The organism is Cupriavidus sp. MPR-AND1C (assembly GCF_058809705.1).
The window spans coordinates 162,357-178,772 of the sequence record NZ_JBXASU010000003.1; the positions used below are offsets into that span (position 1 = coordinate 162,357).

The following is a 16,416-nucleotide window of genomic DNA, read 5'->3' on the forward strand; positions in this document are numbered from 1 at the left end:
CCTCGCACCGGTGGGCCATGGCACGCCTGCGCTACCCGCGACTGAGGCACTGCAATACCATCGGAACGTGATCATGTCGAACTTGCCAGGCCCGCAGTGGAGCAAACGGGATACCCCTGACCCGTGCCAACCCGACAAGCTCACCGTCTTCGTCCAGGGTGCCCCGGACGCATTGCTGGCGTCGCTGCCGGATTTTGGTGGATGCCTGCACTGGGTATCGCGGCGCCCGCGCCAGCCGGCTGATGCGCAGCTTGTGATCGTGGAGCGGCAGATCAGCGCTACCACCGCCCAACGCCTGCGCTCCCTGCGCCATCCCGATCGCCTGGTGCTCACATTGCTGGTCGACGGCCTGCCACATGCCGCCACTGGCTGCGGGCCCATCGTGCCGACCACCGCCGAGGCGCTGCCGCGCACCCTGCAGCTGCTGGCTTCGGTGCTGTTCGCGCCAGTGCTCAGCGACGGACCCATGCCACTGAACTGGCGCGATGTGCAGACGGTAGCCAATCGCGACGCCGTTGGCCTGCCCTTGCACCTGGACACCAGCAGCGAGGCCGGCATGTCGGATGAGCTGCTGATGCAGCTAGCGCGCTTTCACGGCCGCACGCGGATCGAGCCGGAGGCGCTGCTGGCGAGCATCTACCTGCCGCGCGGGCTGCCGTCGCTGGTTAGCTGCAGCCAGCAGTTGCGCCGGCTTGGGGCCGTTACCGGGCACTATTGCGAGACTCGCTTTGCCTTGCTGGTGCCGGAGAGCGGGCGGTTTACCCGCCTGTTGGCATTGTTTCCGCCTGGAGGTGCCTTACCGGAGCCTTTCACACCCAGAAAGTGAGGTCTGACGGCGAGGCGTCGTTCGCCCGGTTCGCCCGCCCCCCTCACGGTCCCGACAGCAAATTGGCAAACGTGGCAGGGTCCAAGGGATGCGACAGCAAATACCCCTGCGCCTCGTCGCACCCCATCCCCGCCAGGATATCCAGTTGCGAATGCGACTCCACGCCTTCCGCCACCACCCGCATCTTCAGCTCGTGGGCCAGCGCCACCATCGACCCGACAATGGCCCTGCCCTGCGCATCGACATCCAGCCCGCCAATCAAGGTCCGATCGATCTTCAGCGTCCCGACCCGCAAGCGCTTGAGATAACCGAGGCTTGAATAGCCACTGCCAAAGTCGTCCAGCGCCACGTGGATGCCCAGCGCCTGCAGCTCCAGCAGCGTCTCCAGCGATTGGGCGATGTCCTTCATCGCCGCGGTCTCGGTGATCTCGAGCGTGACGGCCGATGGCGGGATGTCATGCTGGTGGATCTGCTCGAGCAGGTACTGCGGGAAGTCGCGGCTGGCAAAGCGCAAGCCAGAGACGTTGATGGCCACCGGCACCACGGGGATGCCGTCGTCCTGCCACTGGCGGATCTGCCGGCAGACCGTGGCGATCACCCAGTCGTCGAGCTTGTCGATCTGGCCGGACTGCTCCGCCACCGTGATGAACTCGGCGGGATTGACCTGCCCCAGGGTCGGATGGCGCCAGCGGCACAAGGCCTCGGCGCCGATCACGATGCGCTGGCGCACGTCGAACTTCGGTTGGTACTGCAAGGCAAGGCCATCGTCCTGGATGGCCAGCCACAGGTCGCGGCGAATCACCCGCATGCGCCGCGCGCGTTCGCCGGCTGCCGAATTGAATACGCGCACCTGGTTCGAGCCGCTCTCGCGCGCCTCGCTCAGGCTCACGCGTGCCGCCTGCATCAGGGCCTCGGAGGTTTGCGCATCGCGCGGGTAGATGGCGATGCCGATGTTCACCCCGATCTGCATCTGCAGGCCACGCGCGGCCACAAACTCCGCGAGCGAGCCCAGCAGGCGCGCGCCCAGCTCATTGGCGCGGTTCTGGTGCACCATCTCCGGCACGCCGACCGCGAATTCGTCCCGCGCCAGGCGCGCCAGGAAGTCGTGCGGCTCCAGCGCTGCCTGGGCAAGCGCCCCGGCATCCTGTGCCAGGATATCGTCTGCGCGCACCTCGAAAACCTCGTCGACCTCGCGAAAATCGGCGATATGCACCAGCAGCACGGCGCAGCTGGTCTCGGCCAGGCGCGCCTGGGCGATCGACTGGTCGAGCCAGCGAGCAAAACCGGCACGGTCCGGAAGGTCCGTGCTGACGCTGTACTCCCCGACCGTGCCATGCCCGCGCGCGGTCGCGCGCACGGTCAGGCGTCCCGGGATACGGCCACGGCGGCGCATCGGCACGGTCGGGCCGCCGCTGCCGGCGATGCCACCAGTGCCAGGCGGATGGTCCTCGAACATCTCGTCCAGCGCAGGGCTCCGCGGGCTTGAGAAATTGCCGCTGCTGGCCAGCCGCCATCCGGGCAGGTTGGCACGGCGCAGGGCGAAGAATCCCAGCGGCAGCAAAAACAGTGCGCCCGCCGCCACCCAGGCCGGCGGCATGAACCTGCCGGGATCCAGGCAAAGGGCGGACGGGTGCGGGGCCTCGCCGCACAGGGTGCTCAAGCGCATGCCGGCAGCCACCACCACGCCGGCGCCAGCCAGTGTCATCACCAGCGCGGCACCACGCAGTGGCACGTTGCGGCGCAGCCAGGGGATGGCAAGCGTGAGTGCGGCCGTCGCGACAAGGGCCGCCGCGGTCCGCGACACGCCGTGCGTGACGCGCAGGCTGCCGGAACCCAGCGCGACCCATAACGGCAGGCCTACGGAAGCAGGGGAGAGCAGCAAGACCGCCCATTGCAGCGACCGGGCCGGCCCGCTGGGCTGCTCCCGGTCCGGCTTGGCTGCACGTATCCCCAACCAGACCGCGAGGCTGGATAGGGCAACGAGCAGCAGAAGGCTAGCACTCATGTCAATAAGGAAGCTGCGCAAAAATTGGGGGCGATGGCGCGACGATCCAGGCGATGCGGGCGCAAGACCCGCATCATCGCATCACACGCGCTTCCCCGGTGATGAAAACGGCGGCAAACGTTCAACCATGGCTCAGAACGCGCTCCAGTCGTCGCCGCCAGCGCTGGCCGAAGCCATTGCCGGGACAGCCGGACGCGCCGCGCTTGCCTTGCGCTGGACCGGCGTGCGCGGGCGCGCCGGCATGGCCGGCTGGCGCCCGGGCGAACCGCTCGCCGCGGCCTTGGCGGCCACGGGCGCGCGCGTTGCCGGTGGCTGTGCTGCCATCACGTGGCTGCCGGAAAGACGGAACACCGACACCACGCCATTGAGCTTCTGCGCCTGCTCTTCCAGCGCGCCGGCCGCCGCCGCGGCCTCTTCCACCAGCGCAGCATTCTGCTGGGTGACCTGATCCATCTGCGTGACCGCCTGGTTGACCTGCTCGATGCCGCTGGTCTGTTCCTGCGTGGCCGCGCTGATCTCGTTCATGATGTCGGTGACCCGCTTGACCGCGTTGACGATCTCGCCCATGGTCTGGCCGGCTTCGGCAACCAGCTTGGTGCCGCTTTCCACGCGCTGGCCCGATTCGCTGATCAATGCCTCGATCTCCTTGGCCGCGGCGGCCGAGCGCTGCGCCAGGGTGCGCACCTCGCCTGCCACCACCGCGAAGCCGCGGCCCTGCTCACCGGCGCGAGCGGCTTCCACCGCGGCGTTCAGCGCCAGGATGTTGGTCTGGAAGGCAATGCCTTCGATCACGGCAATGATCTCGACCACCTTGCGCGACGAGCCATTGATCTCGTTCATCGTATCGACCACGCGGCCCACCACGTCACCGCCCTTGAGCGCGATCTGCGAGGCATCGCTGGCCAGCACGCCGGCCTGGCGCGCGTTGTCCGAATTCTGGCGCACGGCCGAAGTCAGCTCTTCCATGCTGGCTGCGGTCTCCTCCAGCGACGAGGCCTGCTCTTCGGTACGCTGCGACAAATCGAGATTACCGGTCGCGATCTGCTGCGTGGCCGAAGCGATCGAGTCGGTGCCGCCGCGCACCTGCGAGACGATATTCGACAGGCTGTCCTGCATGGCGACCAGTGCCTGCATCATCCGGCCTACCTCATTGCGCGACACATTGGTGATACGCGAGGTCAGGTCTCCCGCGGCGATACGCTCGAAGACCGCCAGGGCCTCCTCCACCGGCCGGACGATGGCCCGCTGCAGGGTAGCCGTGCACAGCGCGGCCACCACCAGGCCAAAGGCGATCAGCAGGAAGCAAAGCACGCGCGCTTGCTGGAAACGGGCCTGGGCGGCATTGAAATTGGACTCGCCGGTACGGTACTGGAAAGCCTGCAGCGCTTCGTAGGCGGTAGCCATGCTGCGCTGCAGTTCCGGCAAGTCCTTCTTGGCAATCTTGAGTGCCACGTCCGCGTTGTTCTCCCTGATGGCCTTTTGCACGGGCAGGATGCCCTTTTCCATGAATTCCTGGCGCTTGCGGCCAAACTCGGTGGCCAGCGCCTTTTCTTCGGCATCCTGCGGCAGCGCCAAGTATCGCTTCCAGGCCGCCTCGGCACTGTCGACGAATATCATCGAGCGATCCACCACCGCCTTGCCATCATCTCCCTCTCCCGGCATGACGCCGCGATCGAGGGCCAGGCGCATGCGCGTCATGCCAAGCATGGCGTCGCCCAACGCTTGCGCCGAGGCAAGCTGGTTACCATAGGTTTCCTGAAGCGCGTCGTTGCTGTGCGACATGCCATACAGGCCAACGCCGCCAACCAGCATCAGAAGAAGCGACAACATTGCCATTGCGCCGCGCAGCAGAGTTTTGATCTGGATATTGTTATGGAAAGACATGAAGCACCCGATACGGTAAGAAACGCGCAAGGCCTCCGTCGGCCCCGGCCCGGCGGATCGACACCCCAGCGACCCGCTCAGGGCAGATAACGGCGGTGTCGCGCGATTTCTTGAGCCGGGTGCCGTGCCCGCCACGCCAGGCCGCTCATGCCGTTCCGGCCGCGGCGCAACGCCCTCGCCCCGCTCATTCGCGCTCTCCCGGCACTACCTGTAAACCCTCGCCGGTGGCAAAAAAAGCGCCACCGGCCAAATGGCGCATTGAGCGGCACTCGACGTCCGGAACACACCATCGACCCTCTGATAATGCGGCTAAGTCAGCCCACGCGGCCGCCACTTCGGCGCTGGACAAGTCGTGGCGGACAGCATGGGCGCTGGTGACCAGCGTCACCGGGCCGTGATTCAACAGGCGATAGGCTTTTGCCAGTTCTACGGGGACGCGCCGGGAGGCTGCGCCAACGTGAATCGAGTCGTCAGGCATGTCGGATACGGATCAAGGGTCGCTCAAACTGAAATCGGATCGGCATTGTTACAGCAAAAGCACTTCATGACCCTCGCCATTACCAGGGGAAGGGTTATTGCGCAGCGCGAATGTAAAAAAACCGAATCTGCGCCACGCATGCATTTCGGCGAGATGCCAAAGTGGGCACCACGCCGAAAATTCCGGCCCCATCGATGACCGGCGACCTGCGTGGAAGTTCATTAATTAGATGGCGCAGATGATTTATCAGAATTCTCTCCATCGGGGTTAAAAGCGTTTGCAGGATCGCGTACGGCCGTTATAATTCATCCGATTCATCACGCTCACCCAGTAAATCGAGGCTCGTAATGGCGACTTATCAGGAAATTGTTCAGAAAATCAGCGAACTCCAAAAGCAGGCCGAGGAAATCAAGGCCCGCGAGCAGGCTTCCGTCATCGCCGATATTCGCCAGAAAATCGACCAATATGGACTGACCGCGGACGACCTGGGCTTCGGCACCAAGCCCGCCGCCGGCAAGAAGGCGACCCGCAAGGTACCGGTTCGCTATCGCGACAGTGCAGGCAATACCTGGACTGGCCGCGGCAAGCGTCCGGGCTGGCTGACCCAGGCCCTGGCCGCGGGCAAGACCATCGAGGACTTCCTGATTCGCTAAAGCCGGGCGCAAGGCCGGGCATGGCGCCCGGCTTGCCTGCGTGCCCGCGCGTCCGGCCAGGCAGCTTAGCCGGCAAACCCCAGCGGGTTCATCGACTGCCAGCGCCAGGAATCCTCGCACATGCGATCGATGTCGTGCTGCGCGCGCCAGCCGATCAGCTTTTGCGCCAACGCGGGATCGGCGTAGCACGAAGCGATATCGCCAGGGCGGCGGTCCCCGATCACGTAGGGCACCGGGCGCCCGCTGGCGCGCTGGTAGGCCGCGACCACTTCCAGCACGCTGTAGCCCCGGCCCGTGCCGAGATTGACCGTCAGACACTGCTGCTGGTCACGCAGGTAGACCAGGGCCGCAAGGTGGCCGGCTGCCAGATCGCAGACGTGGATGTAATCGCGTACACCGGTGCCGTCGACCGTGGGATAGTCGCCGCCGTGCACCTGCAGTTTCTCGCGGCGCCCGCCGGCGACTTGCGCCACATAAGGCATCAGGTTGTTCGGCACGCCACCCGGGTCCTCACCGATCAGCCCGCTTTCGTGCGCGCCCACCGGGTTGAAATAGCGCAGGTAGGCGATTCGCCAGGCGGGGTCCGACAGCTCCAAGTCACGCAGGATCTGCTCGCTCATCAGCTTGGTCTGGCCATACGGATTCGTCGCCGACAGCGGAAAGTCCTCCAGGATCGGCACCGTATGCGGATTGCCATAAACGGTGGCGGAAGAGCTGAACACCAGCTGCTTCACGCCGGCCGTGTTCATGGCCGAGCAGAGGGTGAGCAGGCCATTGAGATTATTGTCGTAATAATCCAGCGGTTTGCTGACCGATTCCCCTACCGCCTTGAGTGCCGCGAAATGAATCGCGCCCGAGATCCGGTGTTCGGCGAACAAACGGTCCAGCAAAGCGCGGTCCCGCACGTCGCCTTCGACAAAATGCGGGCGCTGGCCGGTAATCTGCGCAAGCCGCTCGACCACGGCGCGATTGCTGTTGCAGAGATTATCCAGGCCGATCACGTGATAGCCGGCCTCGAGCAAGGCGACCCAGGTGTGCGAGGCGATATAACCGGTAGCTCCCGTGAGCAGCAAGGTTTCAGACATAGCGATTCATCAAATAGTTGTGAAAAGAGACGTAACGGACGCCAGGACAGCGCGCACGGTGCAACAAGCGAAATCCATGCTTCAGGCTGCGATGTCGCGCCGCTGCCCTGGCGGGCCGCAGCCAAGCCCAGCCGGGGTTGCCCGCATCGGATCGAAACCGGTCGAGACAGATTGAAAGAGATTGAAAGAGGACGGCTAAGCATAGCAGGCCACATCTGACGTGCCTGTGTCACCGGCACCGCCTTGCGCCGGTTTCAGGCCGACACGTGCCTGCCAGGCCTCAAACGCCGCACGCAAGCGCCAGCCAGACTCCAGGTCGCGCATGCCAAGATACTGCGCCACCTGGGTCGGGCCAGCTCCGGCCTCGAAATGCAGTGCGCCGCAGGTATTGCGAAGCGTCTGCGGCGACGCGCGCTCGCTGCGCCCCGCCAGCACGCCAGCCTCGTCGAGCAGGATCTCCACGCGGCGGTATAACGAGGCCGCGTGCAAGTGCCGCCCGCTTGGCATGGCCGGGAACACCAGATTGCCCAGCGTGCCGGTACGGGAGCGGATTTCCAGCCAGGCCAGCAGCGCCGCCCGGGCGAAGGCAAAGACCGGCGCCTCGTACGCGCGGCCGTTGTCGGCGCGGACCAAACGCAGCCTGGCGGCATCCTCGGCGATGCTGTCGATGCCCAGGCCACGCGCTTCGCCCACTTTCAGGCCGGCGCCCAGCAACACGGCCACCAGTGCGGTATCGCGGGCGCGCTTCCATTGGGTGGCCGACAGCGCGGCGCCGTCCTGCCCGGTCGCCAGGGCCGCCGGTGCCAGCACGCGGGCAATCAGGGTATCGCGCTCGGCGGGCAGCAGAAAGGCGGTCGGATCGTTCTCGCCCTCGGCGAGGTGAGCGCGCACCGCCTGGCTGGCCGGGTTGTGCAAGCCGTCCTGCAATAGCGACAGATGGTGGAAGACACGCTCGATCAGCCGCGTGTAGCGGTAACGGTGATGCTTGTGCAGATCCTGCTCATCGAGGAAGGCCCCGATCTGCTCCGCCGACCAGGACAGCGGCGCCAAGCCGCGCTCGCCCGACCAGCGCAAGAGCTTGCCCCACATCGCGCGGTACACCACAGCCGTGCCATGGCGAAAGCCGTGGCTGGCCAGCCAGCCATCGAAGGCTCGCTCGGGCTGCTTGCGCCAGGCCTCCAGGTCCGCATCGAACAGGTCGGGGGATGGCCCGTTGGCGCTCATGTCAGTACTCACTCGCGCTCCTGCATTGGTTTTCGGCAATGCCGCTATTGTAGACAAATCGCCACAAAATTCGGAGTTCGTTTGACCGCTGCCCAGGCACGGGCGGGCCTCATCCGGCGATCCGGTACGCGCCGGTTCCTGCCCTCGCAACGACAGGCCATTGCATTTGGCGTCGTCTGCTGCTACCTTTCACACATCGCTATGCAACTGGTTGCATAGCGATGTGTAAGCCGCCGCTGCCGCAGTCCCTGAGGGGTCGCGGGCAAGCGTTGCGCAGCGTGCCGCAACGGGCGACTCCCACGCCCTCGGCCCAACCGGAGGAGACACCGTGACCCAAGCAACCTTGTCAGCGGCAGCGCAGGCCTCGCTAGCCATCTGGCACCGCATGATCGCCACCCATTCCATGTCCGACCTGGACAGCATCGTGGCGGATGAAGTGGTTTTTCACTCGCCCGTCGCCCACACGGCGTACCCGGGCCGCGTTGCCCTGCGCATGGTGCTGGAATCCGTCAACCAGGTGTTCCAGGACTTCCGCTACCACCGCACATTTGTCAGCGACCACGGGCGCAGCGTGGTGCTGGAGTTCAGCGCGACGGTCGATGGCAAATCCGTCAAGGCCATCGACATGATCCGTTTTAACGACGCGGGCAAGATCGACGATTTCGAAGTCATGGTCCGCCCGAAGAGCGGCCTGGACGCGCTCGCCGCCGCCATGGGCGCCCGGCTCGCCAGCCAGAAATCCGTGCTGCAGGGCGCCAGCGCCTGAGCGCCTCACCGTTTCCCGTATTCCTATCCGGTCCACTGTATTCACTCTCGCAGAAACGCCATGTCACTTCCCGCCATTCTCCAGAACCGACTTTCGCTGCCGGTGGTTTGCTCGCCGCTGTTCATCATCTCCAACCCCGACCTGGTGATCGCCCAGTGCAAGGCCGGCGTGGTCGGCTCCTTCCCGGCGCTCAATGCGCGCCCTGGCCCGGTGCTCAACGACTGGCTGGACCGCATCACCACCGAGCTGGCCGAGCACGACGCCAAGCATCCGGACCGCCCGTCGGCACCGTTCGCGGTCAACCAGATCGTGCACAAGTCCAATGACCGGCTCGATCACGACCTGGAACTGTGCGTGCGCTACAAGGTGCCTATCGTCATCACCTCGCTGGGCGCGCGCAAGGAAGTCAACGATGCCGTGCACTCCTATGGCGGCATCGTGCTGCACGACATCATCAACAACACCTTCGCACGCAAGGCCATCGAGAAGGGCGCCGACGGCCTGATCGCGGTCGCCTCGGGCGCGGGCGGCCACGCCGGCGTGCTGTCGCCGTTTGCGCTGCTGCATGAAATCCGGGAATGGTTCGACGGCCCGCTGCTGCTGTCGGGCGCCATCGCCAGCGGCGACGGTATCCTCGCGGCGCTGGCCGCGGGCGCCGACCTGGCCTATGTGGGCTCGGCCTTTATCGCCACCGAAGAGGCCAACGCGCAAGCGGGCTACAAGCAGATGATCGTCGACAGCACCGCTTCGGACATCGTCTATTCGAACCTCTTTACCGGCGTGCACGGCAACTACCTGCGCCAGAGCATCGTCAATGCCGGGCTCGACCCGGAAGCGCTGCCGCAATCGGATCCGTCCAAGATGAACTTCGGTTCGGGCAGCGCCAAGGCCTGGAAAGACATCTGGGGCGCTGGCCAGGGCGTGGGCGCGATCAAGCGCGTGGTGCCCGCCGCCGAGTTGGTGCGCCGCTTCGCAGAGGAATACGCGCTGGCGCGCCGCCGCCTCGGGCTGGCCCCGGCAGCGGCTTACGCCAATGGCGCAACGGCGGCCGACCTGGCCTGAGCGCGTTGTTGACGGACGGTGGCCAGCGCGCCGCAGCGCCTGGCCACCTGTGCGCCGCCTCTATTGCCACCCGTTTCCACGCATTTCCACGCATTTCCCATCGGCCGGGCGTGATCGCCCGGCGCGACTTCAGGCCGCGTCGTCCTGCTTATCCAGCAGCGGCAGCAATTCCTCGGCCCACGATACCCAATCCTCTTCATACCGGATGCCGCGCTTGAGCAGGGCGTGCTGCACCTGTTGCGCGCGCGTGGGCTGCGCGGCGAAGAAATCGCGCTGCTCGATCTGGCGATAGGTCTCGAGCCGCTCGCGGTGCAGGCCGATCAGCCGCGTCATCTCCGGCCTCAGCCCGAGCGGGCCTACGACAGCATCGGCACGCAGCTTCACCAGGATTTCATCGCGCACGTCCAGGCCGGCCGTAGGCGCCAGCACCCAGCGTGCCAGTTCGTCGCGTCCTGGCGGCAGCACGAAGTAGACCTTCTTGCGGTTCCTGGCGTCACCCTCCCCCTCGTCCGCGGCAATCCAGCCGTGCTCGGCCATGCGGCCCAGCTCCCGATAGATCTGCTGGTGCGTGGCATGCCAGAAATAGCCGATGGAGCGGTCGAAGCGGCGAGCCAGCTCGTAGCCGGAAGACGGTTTTTCCAGAAGGGAAGTCAGGAGTGCGTGCTGAACGGACATGCGGGAAGCGTGACGTGGAGGCCGGTCGCCCGGTGGCGGCATATGGCAGCCGCCATGGCTTTGGGTGGCGAGCGCCTATGGTAGCGCAAAGCCAGGCCCCGCCAGGACTGCTGCCCACGGATACCGCCAGTTTCCGGCGGTTGGACACACGAAAAATGACAAGGCGACGACAACGCTGATGCAGATCTAAAAAATGCTAAATAGCATTTTTCGGCAGGGTGCAATACATTTGCAGACATAGTCATTCCGCATGCCTGTTGCCGGTTCTCGGCCACGGCACAGCCATGCCAGTCATTCACCAGGAGTGGTCCATGCCAGGACGAACAGATTTCGCCGAAGACCGGGATGTCCCGTGGGAGGCCGATGGGCCCCAAGCCACCAGCCAGCCCGCGCCGGCGACAACGATGCCCGTGTACTACCGCCTGCCGGATACGCCGGACGGGCACCATATCAAGGAGTACGCCAGCGGCTTGCGCCAGCTGGTGCGTTTTGTGGGCGTGGAAGAACAGGTTGTCAAGTACAGCCTGGCCTGACGGCTGATGCGCGGCGTGCGCCGTGCACCGTCTCCTGCCAATGTTTCCCCCTGTCTCCTTCTGCCCTGTGTGTGGGCCAGGATTGGGCCCGCAAGCTACCGCGGGCTTTTTTCTGTCCTGTGCGCGCTCACACGTCAAGCGCGCCCACGTAAAAAGGCCGGCCCCGAAGGGCCGGCCTTTTTACTGTCATCGGCCCGGGCCAGAAGTCCGGGCCAGGGCGACCGGGCTGGGATCGATCAGTCCACCGTGGCGCCCGAAGCCTTCACCACCTTGGCCCACTTGGCGGTCTCGGTCTTCATGAAAGCGGCCAGTTCGGCCGGCTTCTCGGGATGCGGCTCCGCACCCTGGTCGGCCATCTGCTTCTTCACTTCCGGCATGGCCAGGATCTTCACCACTTCCGCATTCAGGCGGTCGACGATCGGCTGCGGCGTGCCGCCGGTGGCGTACAGCGCAAACCAGGACGTCGCCTCATAGCCCGGCACGCCGGATTCGGCCACGGTCGGCACGTTCGGCAGTGCCGGCGAGCGCTTGGCCGAAGTCACGGCGATGGCGCGCAGCTTGCCGGCCTTCACGTGCGGGTACGACGACGGCATGTTGTCGAACATCAAGCCGATCTGGTTACCCAGCAGGTCGTTGACCGCCGGGGCGCTGCCCTTGTACGGGATGTGCTGGATATGCAGGCCGGTCATCGAGTTGAACAACTCGCCCGACAGGTGCATCGACGAGCCGCTGCCCGACGAACCGTACGACAGCTTGTCCGGGTTGGCCTTGACGTAGGCGATCAGTTCCTTGATGTTGTTGACCGGCACCTTGGGGTTCACCACCACGATGTTCGGTACCATCGCCACGCGCGAGATCGGCGCGAAATCCTTGACCGGATCGAACGGCAGCTTGGAATAAAGCGACTGGTTGATGGCGTGGGTACCGATGGTGCCCATGAACAGGGTGTAGCCATCGCCCGGCGCCTTGGCCGCGATCGATGCGCCGATGTTGCCGCCCGCGCCCGGACGGTTGTCGATCACCACCGGTTGGCCGAGCGCCTTGCCCAGTTGCAGGCCGACGATGCGCGCCAGGATGTCGGTGGTGCCGCCGGCCGAGAACGGCACGATCATGGTGATCGGCTTGGTCGGATAGTTACCTTGTGCGTAGGCCGCGCTGGTCATGCCGCCGAAGGTGGCGGCCAATGCCACACCGGCAGCCAGCAGGCGACGGCGCGCGCTGTTGTGCGGGGTGCGAGCTTGGGAATGGGATTTCATGTTTGCTCCAGGATAAATCGCTGTAAGCCCGCGCTTGTGGCGCGGGCCATCTTTTTTTGTTTTCTACGGACTAAATGCTGCGGCGTGATGACGGGTGCGCGTTTTGCACCGGTCGTGCCGCGGGACTACACGGGTGCGACGCCGAGGGTGGTGCCACCGCACACATAAAGCACCTGGCCGGTCACGAAGCCATTCTCCGGCGACAGGAAGAACATCGAGGCGCGAGCCACGTCTTCCGGGGTGCCCATGCGCTTGACCGCGATGCTGGCGAGGATCCGCTTGGTCTGCTCGCTGCCTTCGGGGTTGCTCTTGCGGAACAGGTCGGTAGCAATCGGGCCAGGCGCCACGGCATTGACCGTGATGCCGTCGCCGCCGAGTTCCATCGCGAGCGTGCGCGTCATGCCGATCAGGCCGGCCTTGGTGGCGGAATACACCACGCGTTCCGGCTTGCCCAGCGCCGCGCGCGAAGCCATGTTCACGATGCGGCCAAAGCGTGCCGCGCGCATCGCGGGCAGGCAGGCCTGGGTCAGCAGCAGGGTGGCTTGCAAGTGCAGGCCAACCACGTAGTCCAGGTCTTCGACGCGCGCCGTGTCGGCCGTGCCGGGGCGGGTGGCGCCGGCATTGTTGACCAGCCGGGTCACGGCAAAGCGCGAGGTCACCTGCTCGGCCGCGGCGCGGGTCGCGTCGGCATTGGTCAGGTCAGCCTGGACAAACGTCATGTTGGGATGGGACCAGGCGGGGGCGACATAGTCGACATTGACCACCTGGGTCACGCCATCGGCCAGCAGCATTTCGCTGATGGCGCGGCCGATACCGGAACTGGCGCCGGTAACGAGCGTGGCAACGGGAAGAGACATCACATACTCCGACCGGCAAGAGGCACCGGGTCATGCTGAAGAGGATGCGACGAGAGCCGGCGAGCCAGTCGGCCCTGTCGCGCTGCTTCTTTGCGTTGGAAAACTTCGTCAGCCTGCACTTCCACCGGGTACTAACGGCAGCCGCGCGGCATTCTTTAGCGCACGGCGCCCGCGAGCCGAAACCCGCGGGCGCCCGGGCGTCAAACGGTCAGGCAGCTGACGATCAGACGCGCTCGATCACCATGGCGATGCCCTGGCCCACGCCAATGCACATCGTGCACAGCGCGTAGCGGCCGCCGGTGCGGTGCAGTTGGTACATGGCGGTGGTGACAAGGCGGGCGCCGCTCATGCCGAGCGGGTGGCCCAGTGCGATCGCGCCGCCATTCGGGTTGACGCGTGCGTCGTCGTCGGCCACGCCGAGTTCGCGCAGCACGGCCAGGCCTTGCGCGGCGAACGCTTCGTTCAGCTCGATCACGTCCATCTGGTCGATGGTCATGCCGAGCTGCTTGAGCAGCTTTTGCGAAGCCGGTGCCGGGCCGATGCCCATCACGCGCGGCGCCACGCCAGCGGTTGCCATGCCAACGATGCGAGCCTTGGGCGTCAGGCCGTGCTGGCGGGCCGCGGCTTCGCTGGCGAGCAGGATGGCGCAGGCGCCGTCATTCACGCCCGAGGCATTGCCGGCGGTCACGGTGCCATCGGCGCGAACCACGCCGCGCAGCTTGCCCAGTGCTTCCATGCTGGTGGCACGCGGGTGCTCGTCGCGCTCCACCACCAGCGGATCGCCCTTCTTCTGGGCGATCGTGACCGCGGTGATTTCCTGCGCCAGCGTGCCGTCGGCTTGCGCGCGCGATGCCTTTTCCTGGCTGCGCAGGGCCATCAGGTCCTGGTCTTCACGGCTGATCTTGTAGTCGGTGGCGACGTTCTCGGCGGTCTCGGGCATCGAGTCCACGCCGTAAGCCGCGCGCATCGCCGGGTTGATGAAGCGCCAGCCGATGGTGGTGTCGAAAATCTGCGCATCGCGCGAGAAGGCGCTGGTGGCCTTGCCCATCACGAACGGGGCGCGGCTCATGCTTTCCACGCCGCCGGCGAGCATCAGGCCGGCTTCGCCTGACTTGATCGCGCGCGCGGCGGTGCCGGTAGCGTCCATGCCCGAACCGCACAGGCGGTTGATGGTGGCGCCCGGCACGCTTTGCGGCAAGCCGGCCAGCAGCAGCGACATACGCGCTACGTTCCGGTTGTCTTCGCCGGCCTGGTTGGCATTGCCGTAGATCACGTCGTCAATGGCGGACCAGTCCAGGTTCGGGTTGCGTGCCATCAGGGCCTTGAGCGGCACCGCGCCCAGGTCGTCCGGGCGCACGCCGGACAGGCTGCCGGCGTAGCGGCCGATGGGGGTACGGATGGCGTCGCAGATGAAGGCTTCGGTCATGGTTGTCTCTCTCTCTTGCTTGTTCGTGATCGTGAAAACGGGAAGCTTGGAAGCGTGCTCGCCGGGGCTGGCCCCACCGGTCAGGCCAACACTCGGGTAGTCAGGCAGAAGCGCCCTGCTTGAGCGGCACGCCGGTCAGGCGTTGCAGTTCGTCGAAGGACAGGCCTTCGACCAGGTCGCGCGCCACCAGCCCGTCGGGCGTGACGTCGATGGTCGCCAGATCGGTATAGATGCGCGTGACGCAGGTCATGCCGGTCAGCGGATACGTGCATTCCGCCACGATCTTGCTCTCGCCCTGCTTGGTCTGGTGTTCCATCATCACGAACACCTCCTTGGCGCCGATCGCCAGGTCCATCGCGCCGCCCACAGCGGGAATCGCGCCCGGCGCGCCGGTATGCCAGTTGGCCAGGTCGCCCTTCACCGAGACCTGGAAAGCCCCCAGCACGCAAAAATCGAGGTGGCCGCCGCGCATCATGGCGAAGGAGTCGGCATGGTGGAAATACGAGCCGCCCGGCTTGATCGTGACCGGCTGCTTGCCGGCGTTGATCAGGTCGCCGTCTTCTTCGCCGGCGGGGGGGGCCTTGCCCATGCCGAGCAGGCCGTTCTCGCTGTGCAGCAGGATTTCACGGTCGGCTGGCAGGTGATTGCCAACCAGGGTGGGCAGGCCGATGCCGAGATTGACCACGGCACCGTCGGGAATGTCTTTGGCCACGCGGGCGGCCATCTGATCGCGGGTCAGGCGTTGCATATTCTGGATCTCCTTGGCGCTCAGGCAGCGGCCTGGCTGGCGCCGTCGACCTTGACGACGCGCTTGACGAACAACCCCGGGGTCACGATGTGTTCCGGGTCCAGCTCGCCGAGTTCGACGATCTCGCTGACCTGCACGATGGGGCATTTGGCGGCCATCGCCATGATCGGGCCGAAGTTGCGCGCGGTCTTGCGGTAGGTCAGGTTGCCCCAGCGGTCGGCGCGCAGCGCCTTGATCAGGGCGAAGTCGGCATGGATGGGCGTCTCGTAGACGTAGCCCTGGCCGTCGATGATGCGGGTTTCCTTGCCCTCGGCCAGCGGCGTGCCATAGGCGGTGCGGGTGAAGAAGCCGCCGATGCCGGCGCCGGCGGCGCGGATGCGCTCGGCCAGGTTGCCCTGCGGCACCAGTTCCAGCTCGATCTTGCCGGCGTGGTAGAGCGAATCAAAGACGTAGGAGTCGGCCTGGCGCGGGAAGGAGCAGATGATCTTGCGCACGCGCTCGGTCTTGAGCAGCGCGGCCAGGCCAGTGTCGCCATTGCCGGCGTTGTTGTTGACGATGGTGAGGTCGCGGGCGCCCTGGGCGATGAGGGCATCGATGAGCTCCGCCGGCATGCCTGCCATGCCGAAGCCACCGATCAGGATGGTGGCGCCGTCCTGGATATCGGCCATGGCCGATTCCACCGAGTCGAATAGCTTGTTGATCACTTGCGTTCCAGTTCCGAGAGTCCGGACGAACTATCCGGAACCGGCCGCCAAGGAGGGAAATCAGGCGGCGCGCAAACGCTGTCTCCGGACAGTCCTGCCGGAAGAGCCATCCGGCTTGGGTGCCCTCCGCTTGCAAAAGGCGCACCGCCGGAAACGAATCCAACAGACTTTGGTTTTTCTTGTTGTTGTGGTTTGTTCTAATTGCGAACTTCAATTCGCAGAATGAACAGGTTA

General features: G+C 65.6%; 15 protein-coding genes. 5 read left to right on the forward strand and 10 right to left on the reverse strand.

The features are described from left to right. The first annotated feature begins 73 nt into the window (after positions 1–73). Positions 74–826 (forward strand): hypothetical protein, encoded by a 753-nt coding sequence (locus tag AC1RWI_RS03305; protein WP_043357039.1) that lies wholly within the window; start codon positions 74–76, stop codon positions 824–826. A gap of 43 nt (positions 827–869) precedes the next feature. On the opposite strand, the gene AC1RWI_RS03310 is transcribed toward AC1RWI_RS03305, so the two are convergent. Together AC1RWI_RS03310 and AC1RWI_RS03315 are read right to left on the reverse strand one after the other, a co-directional pair. Then, positions 870–2,831, reverse strand: coding sequence for a putative bifunctional diguanylate cyclase/phosphodiesterase (locus AC1RWI_RS03310; RefSeq protein ID WP_043357040.1), 1,962 nt, complete (start codon positions 2,829–2,831; stop codon positions 870–872). Positions 2,832–2,963: 132 nt separating this feature from the next. Continuing rightward, complete coding sequence (locus AC1RWI_RS03315) at positions 2,964–4,715, reverse strand: methyl-accepting chemotaxis protein (RefSeq protein ID WP_043357042.1); 1,752 nt, start codon at positions 4,713–4,715, stop codon at positions 2,964–2,966. 825 nt (positions 4,716–5,540) lie between these two features. Between AC1RWI_RS03315 and AC1RWI_RS03320 the strand changes: the two genes are divergently transcribed. Continuing rightward, positions 5,541–5,846 (forward strand): H-NS histone family protein, encoded by a 306-nt coding sequence (locus AC1RWI_RS03320; RefSeq protein WP_043357044.1) that lies wholly within the window; start codon positions 5,541–5,543, stop codon positions 5,844–5,846. Positions 5,847–5,911: 65 nt separating this feature from the next. Here AC1RWI_RS03320 and galE read toward each other — a convergent pair whose 3' ends face one another. Next, on the reverse strand, positions 5,912–6,931 hold the full coding sequence (gene galE, locus AC1RWI_RS03325; RefSeq protein ID WP_492864539.1) for a UDP-glucose 4-epimerase GalE: 1,020 nt from the start codon (positions 6,929–6,931) through the stop codon (positions 5,912–5,914). Between the two features lie 195 nt (positions 6,932–7,126). After that, positions 7,127–8,155, reverse strand: a complete 1,029-nt coding sequence (locus tag AC1RWI_RS03330) for a tyrosine-type recombinase/integrase (RefSeq protein WP_492864590.1) — start codon at positions 8,153–8,155, stop codon at positions 7,127–7,129. A gap of 385 nt (positions 8,156–8,540) precedes the next feature. Between AC1RWI_RS03330 and AC1RWI_RS03335 the strand changes: the two genes are divergently transcribed. Next, on the forward strand, positions 8,541–8,921 hold the full coding sequence (locus AC1RWI_RS03335; protein WP_492864592.1) for a nuclear transport factor 2 family protein: 381 nt from the start codon (positions 8,541–8,543) through the stop codon (positions 8,919–8,921). 60 nt (positions 8,922–8,981) lie between these two features. Continuing rightward, positions 8,982–9,983, forward strand: a complete 1,002-nt coding sequence (locus AC1RWI_RS03340) for an NAD(P)H-dependent flavin oxidoreductase (protein WP_174424123.1) — start codon at positions 8,982–8,984, stop codon at positions 9,981–9,983. Between the two features lie 129 nt (positions 9,984–10,112). On the opposite strand, the gene AC1RWI_RS03345 is transcribed toward AC1RWI_RS03340, so the two are convergent. After that, positions 10,113–10,658, reverse strand: a complete 546-nt coding sequence (locus tag AC1RWI_RS03345; RefSeq protein WP_043357051.1) for a PadR family transcriptional regulator — start codon at positions 10,656–10,658, stop codon at positions 10,113–10,115. Positions 10,659–10,969: 311 nt separating this feature from the next. Here AC1RWI_RS03345 and AC1RWI_RS03350 point away from each other — a divergent pair, with 311 nt between their 5' ends. Beyond that, positions 10,970–11,191 (forward strand): hypothetical protein, encoded by a 222-nt coding sequence (locus AC1RWI_RS03350; protein WP_043357053.1) that lies wholly within the window; start codon positions 10,970–10,972, stop codon positions 11,189–11,191. A 236-nt stretch (positions 11,192–11,427) separates the two neighbouring features. Here the strand turns inward: AC1RWI_RS03350 and AC1RWI_RS03355 are convergent, their stop codons facing one another. The 5 genes from AC1RWI_RS03355 to AC1RWI_RS03375 all read right to left on the reverse strand — a co-directional run bounded on the left by AC1RWI_RS03355 (position 11,428) and on the right by AC1RWI_RS03375 (position 16,182). Beyond that, on the reverse strand, positions 11,428–12,447 hold the full coding sequence (locus tag AC1RWI_RS03355; RefSeq protein WP_043357055.1) for a Bug family tripartite tricarboxylate transporter substrate binding protein: 1,020 nt from the start codon (positions 12,445–12,447) through the stop codon (positions 11,428–11,430). Positions 12,448–12,572: 125 nt separating this feature from the next. Then, positions 12,573–13,304 carry an SDR family NAD(P)-dependent oxidoreductase gene (locus AC1RWI_RS03360; protein ID WP_043357057.1) on the reverse strand — a complete coding sequence of 244 codons (732 nt, stop codon included), beginning with the start codon at positions 13,302–13,304 and terminating at the stop codon, positions 12,573–12,575. A 223-nt stretch (positions 13,305–13,527) separates the two neighbouring features. Next, entirely contained in the window at positions 13,528–14,730 is a 1,203-nt protein-coding gene (gene pcaF / locus AC1RWI_RS03365) for a 3-oxoadipyl-CoA thiolase (RefSeq protein WP_043357059.1), read from the reverse strand. 100 nt (positions 14,731–14,830) lie between these two features. After that, positions 14,831–15,478: a 3-oxoacid CoA-transferase subunit B gene (locus AC1RWI_RS03370; RefSeq protein WP_043357060.1), complete on the reverse strand. Its 648-nt coding sequence runs from the start codon at positions 15,476–15,478 to the stop codon at positions 14,831–14,833. 20 nt (positions 15,479–15,498) lie between these two features. Then, entirely contained in the window at positions 15,499–16,182 is a 684-nt protein-coding gene (locus AC1RWI_RS03375; RefSeq protein ID WP_043357062.1) for a 3-oxoacid CoA-transferase subunit A, read from the reverse strand. Between the last annotated feature and the right edge of the window lie 234 nt (positions 16,183–16,416).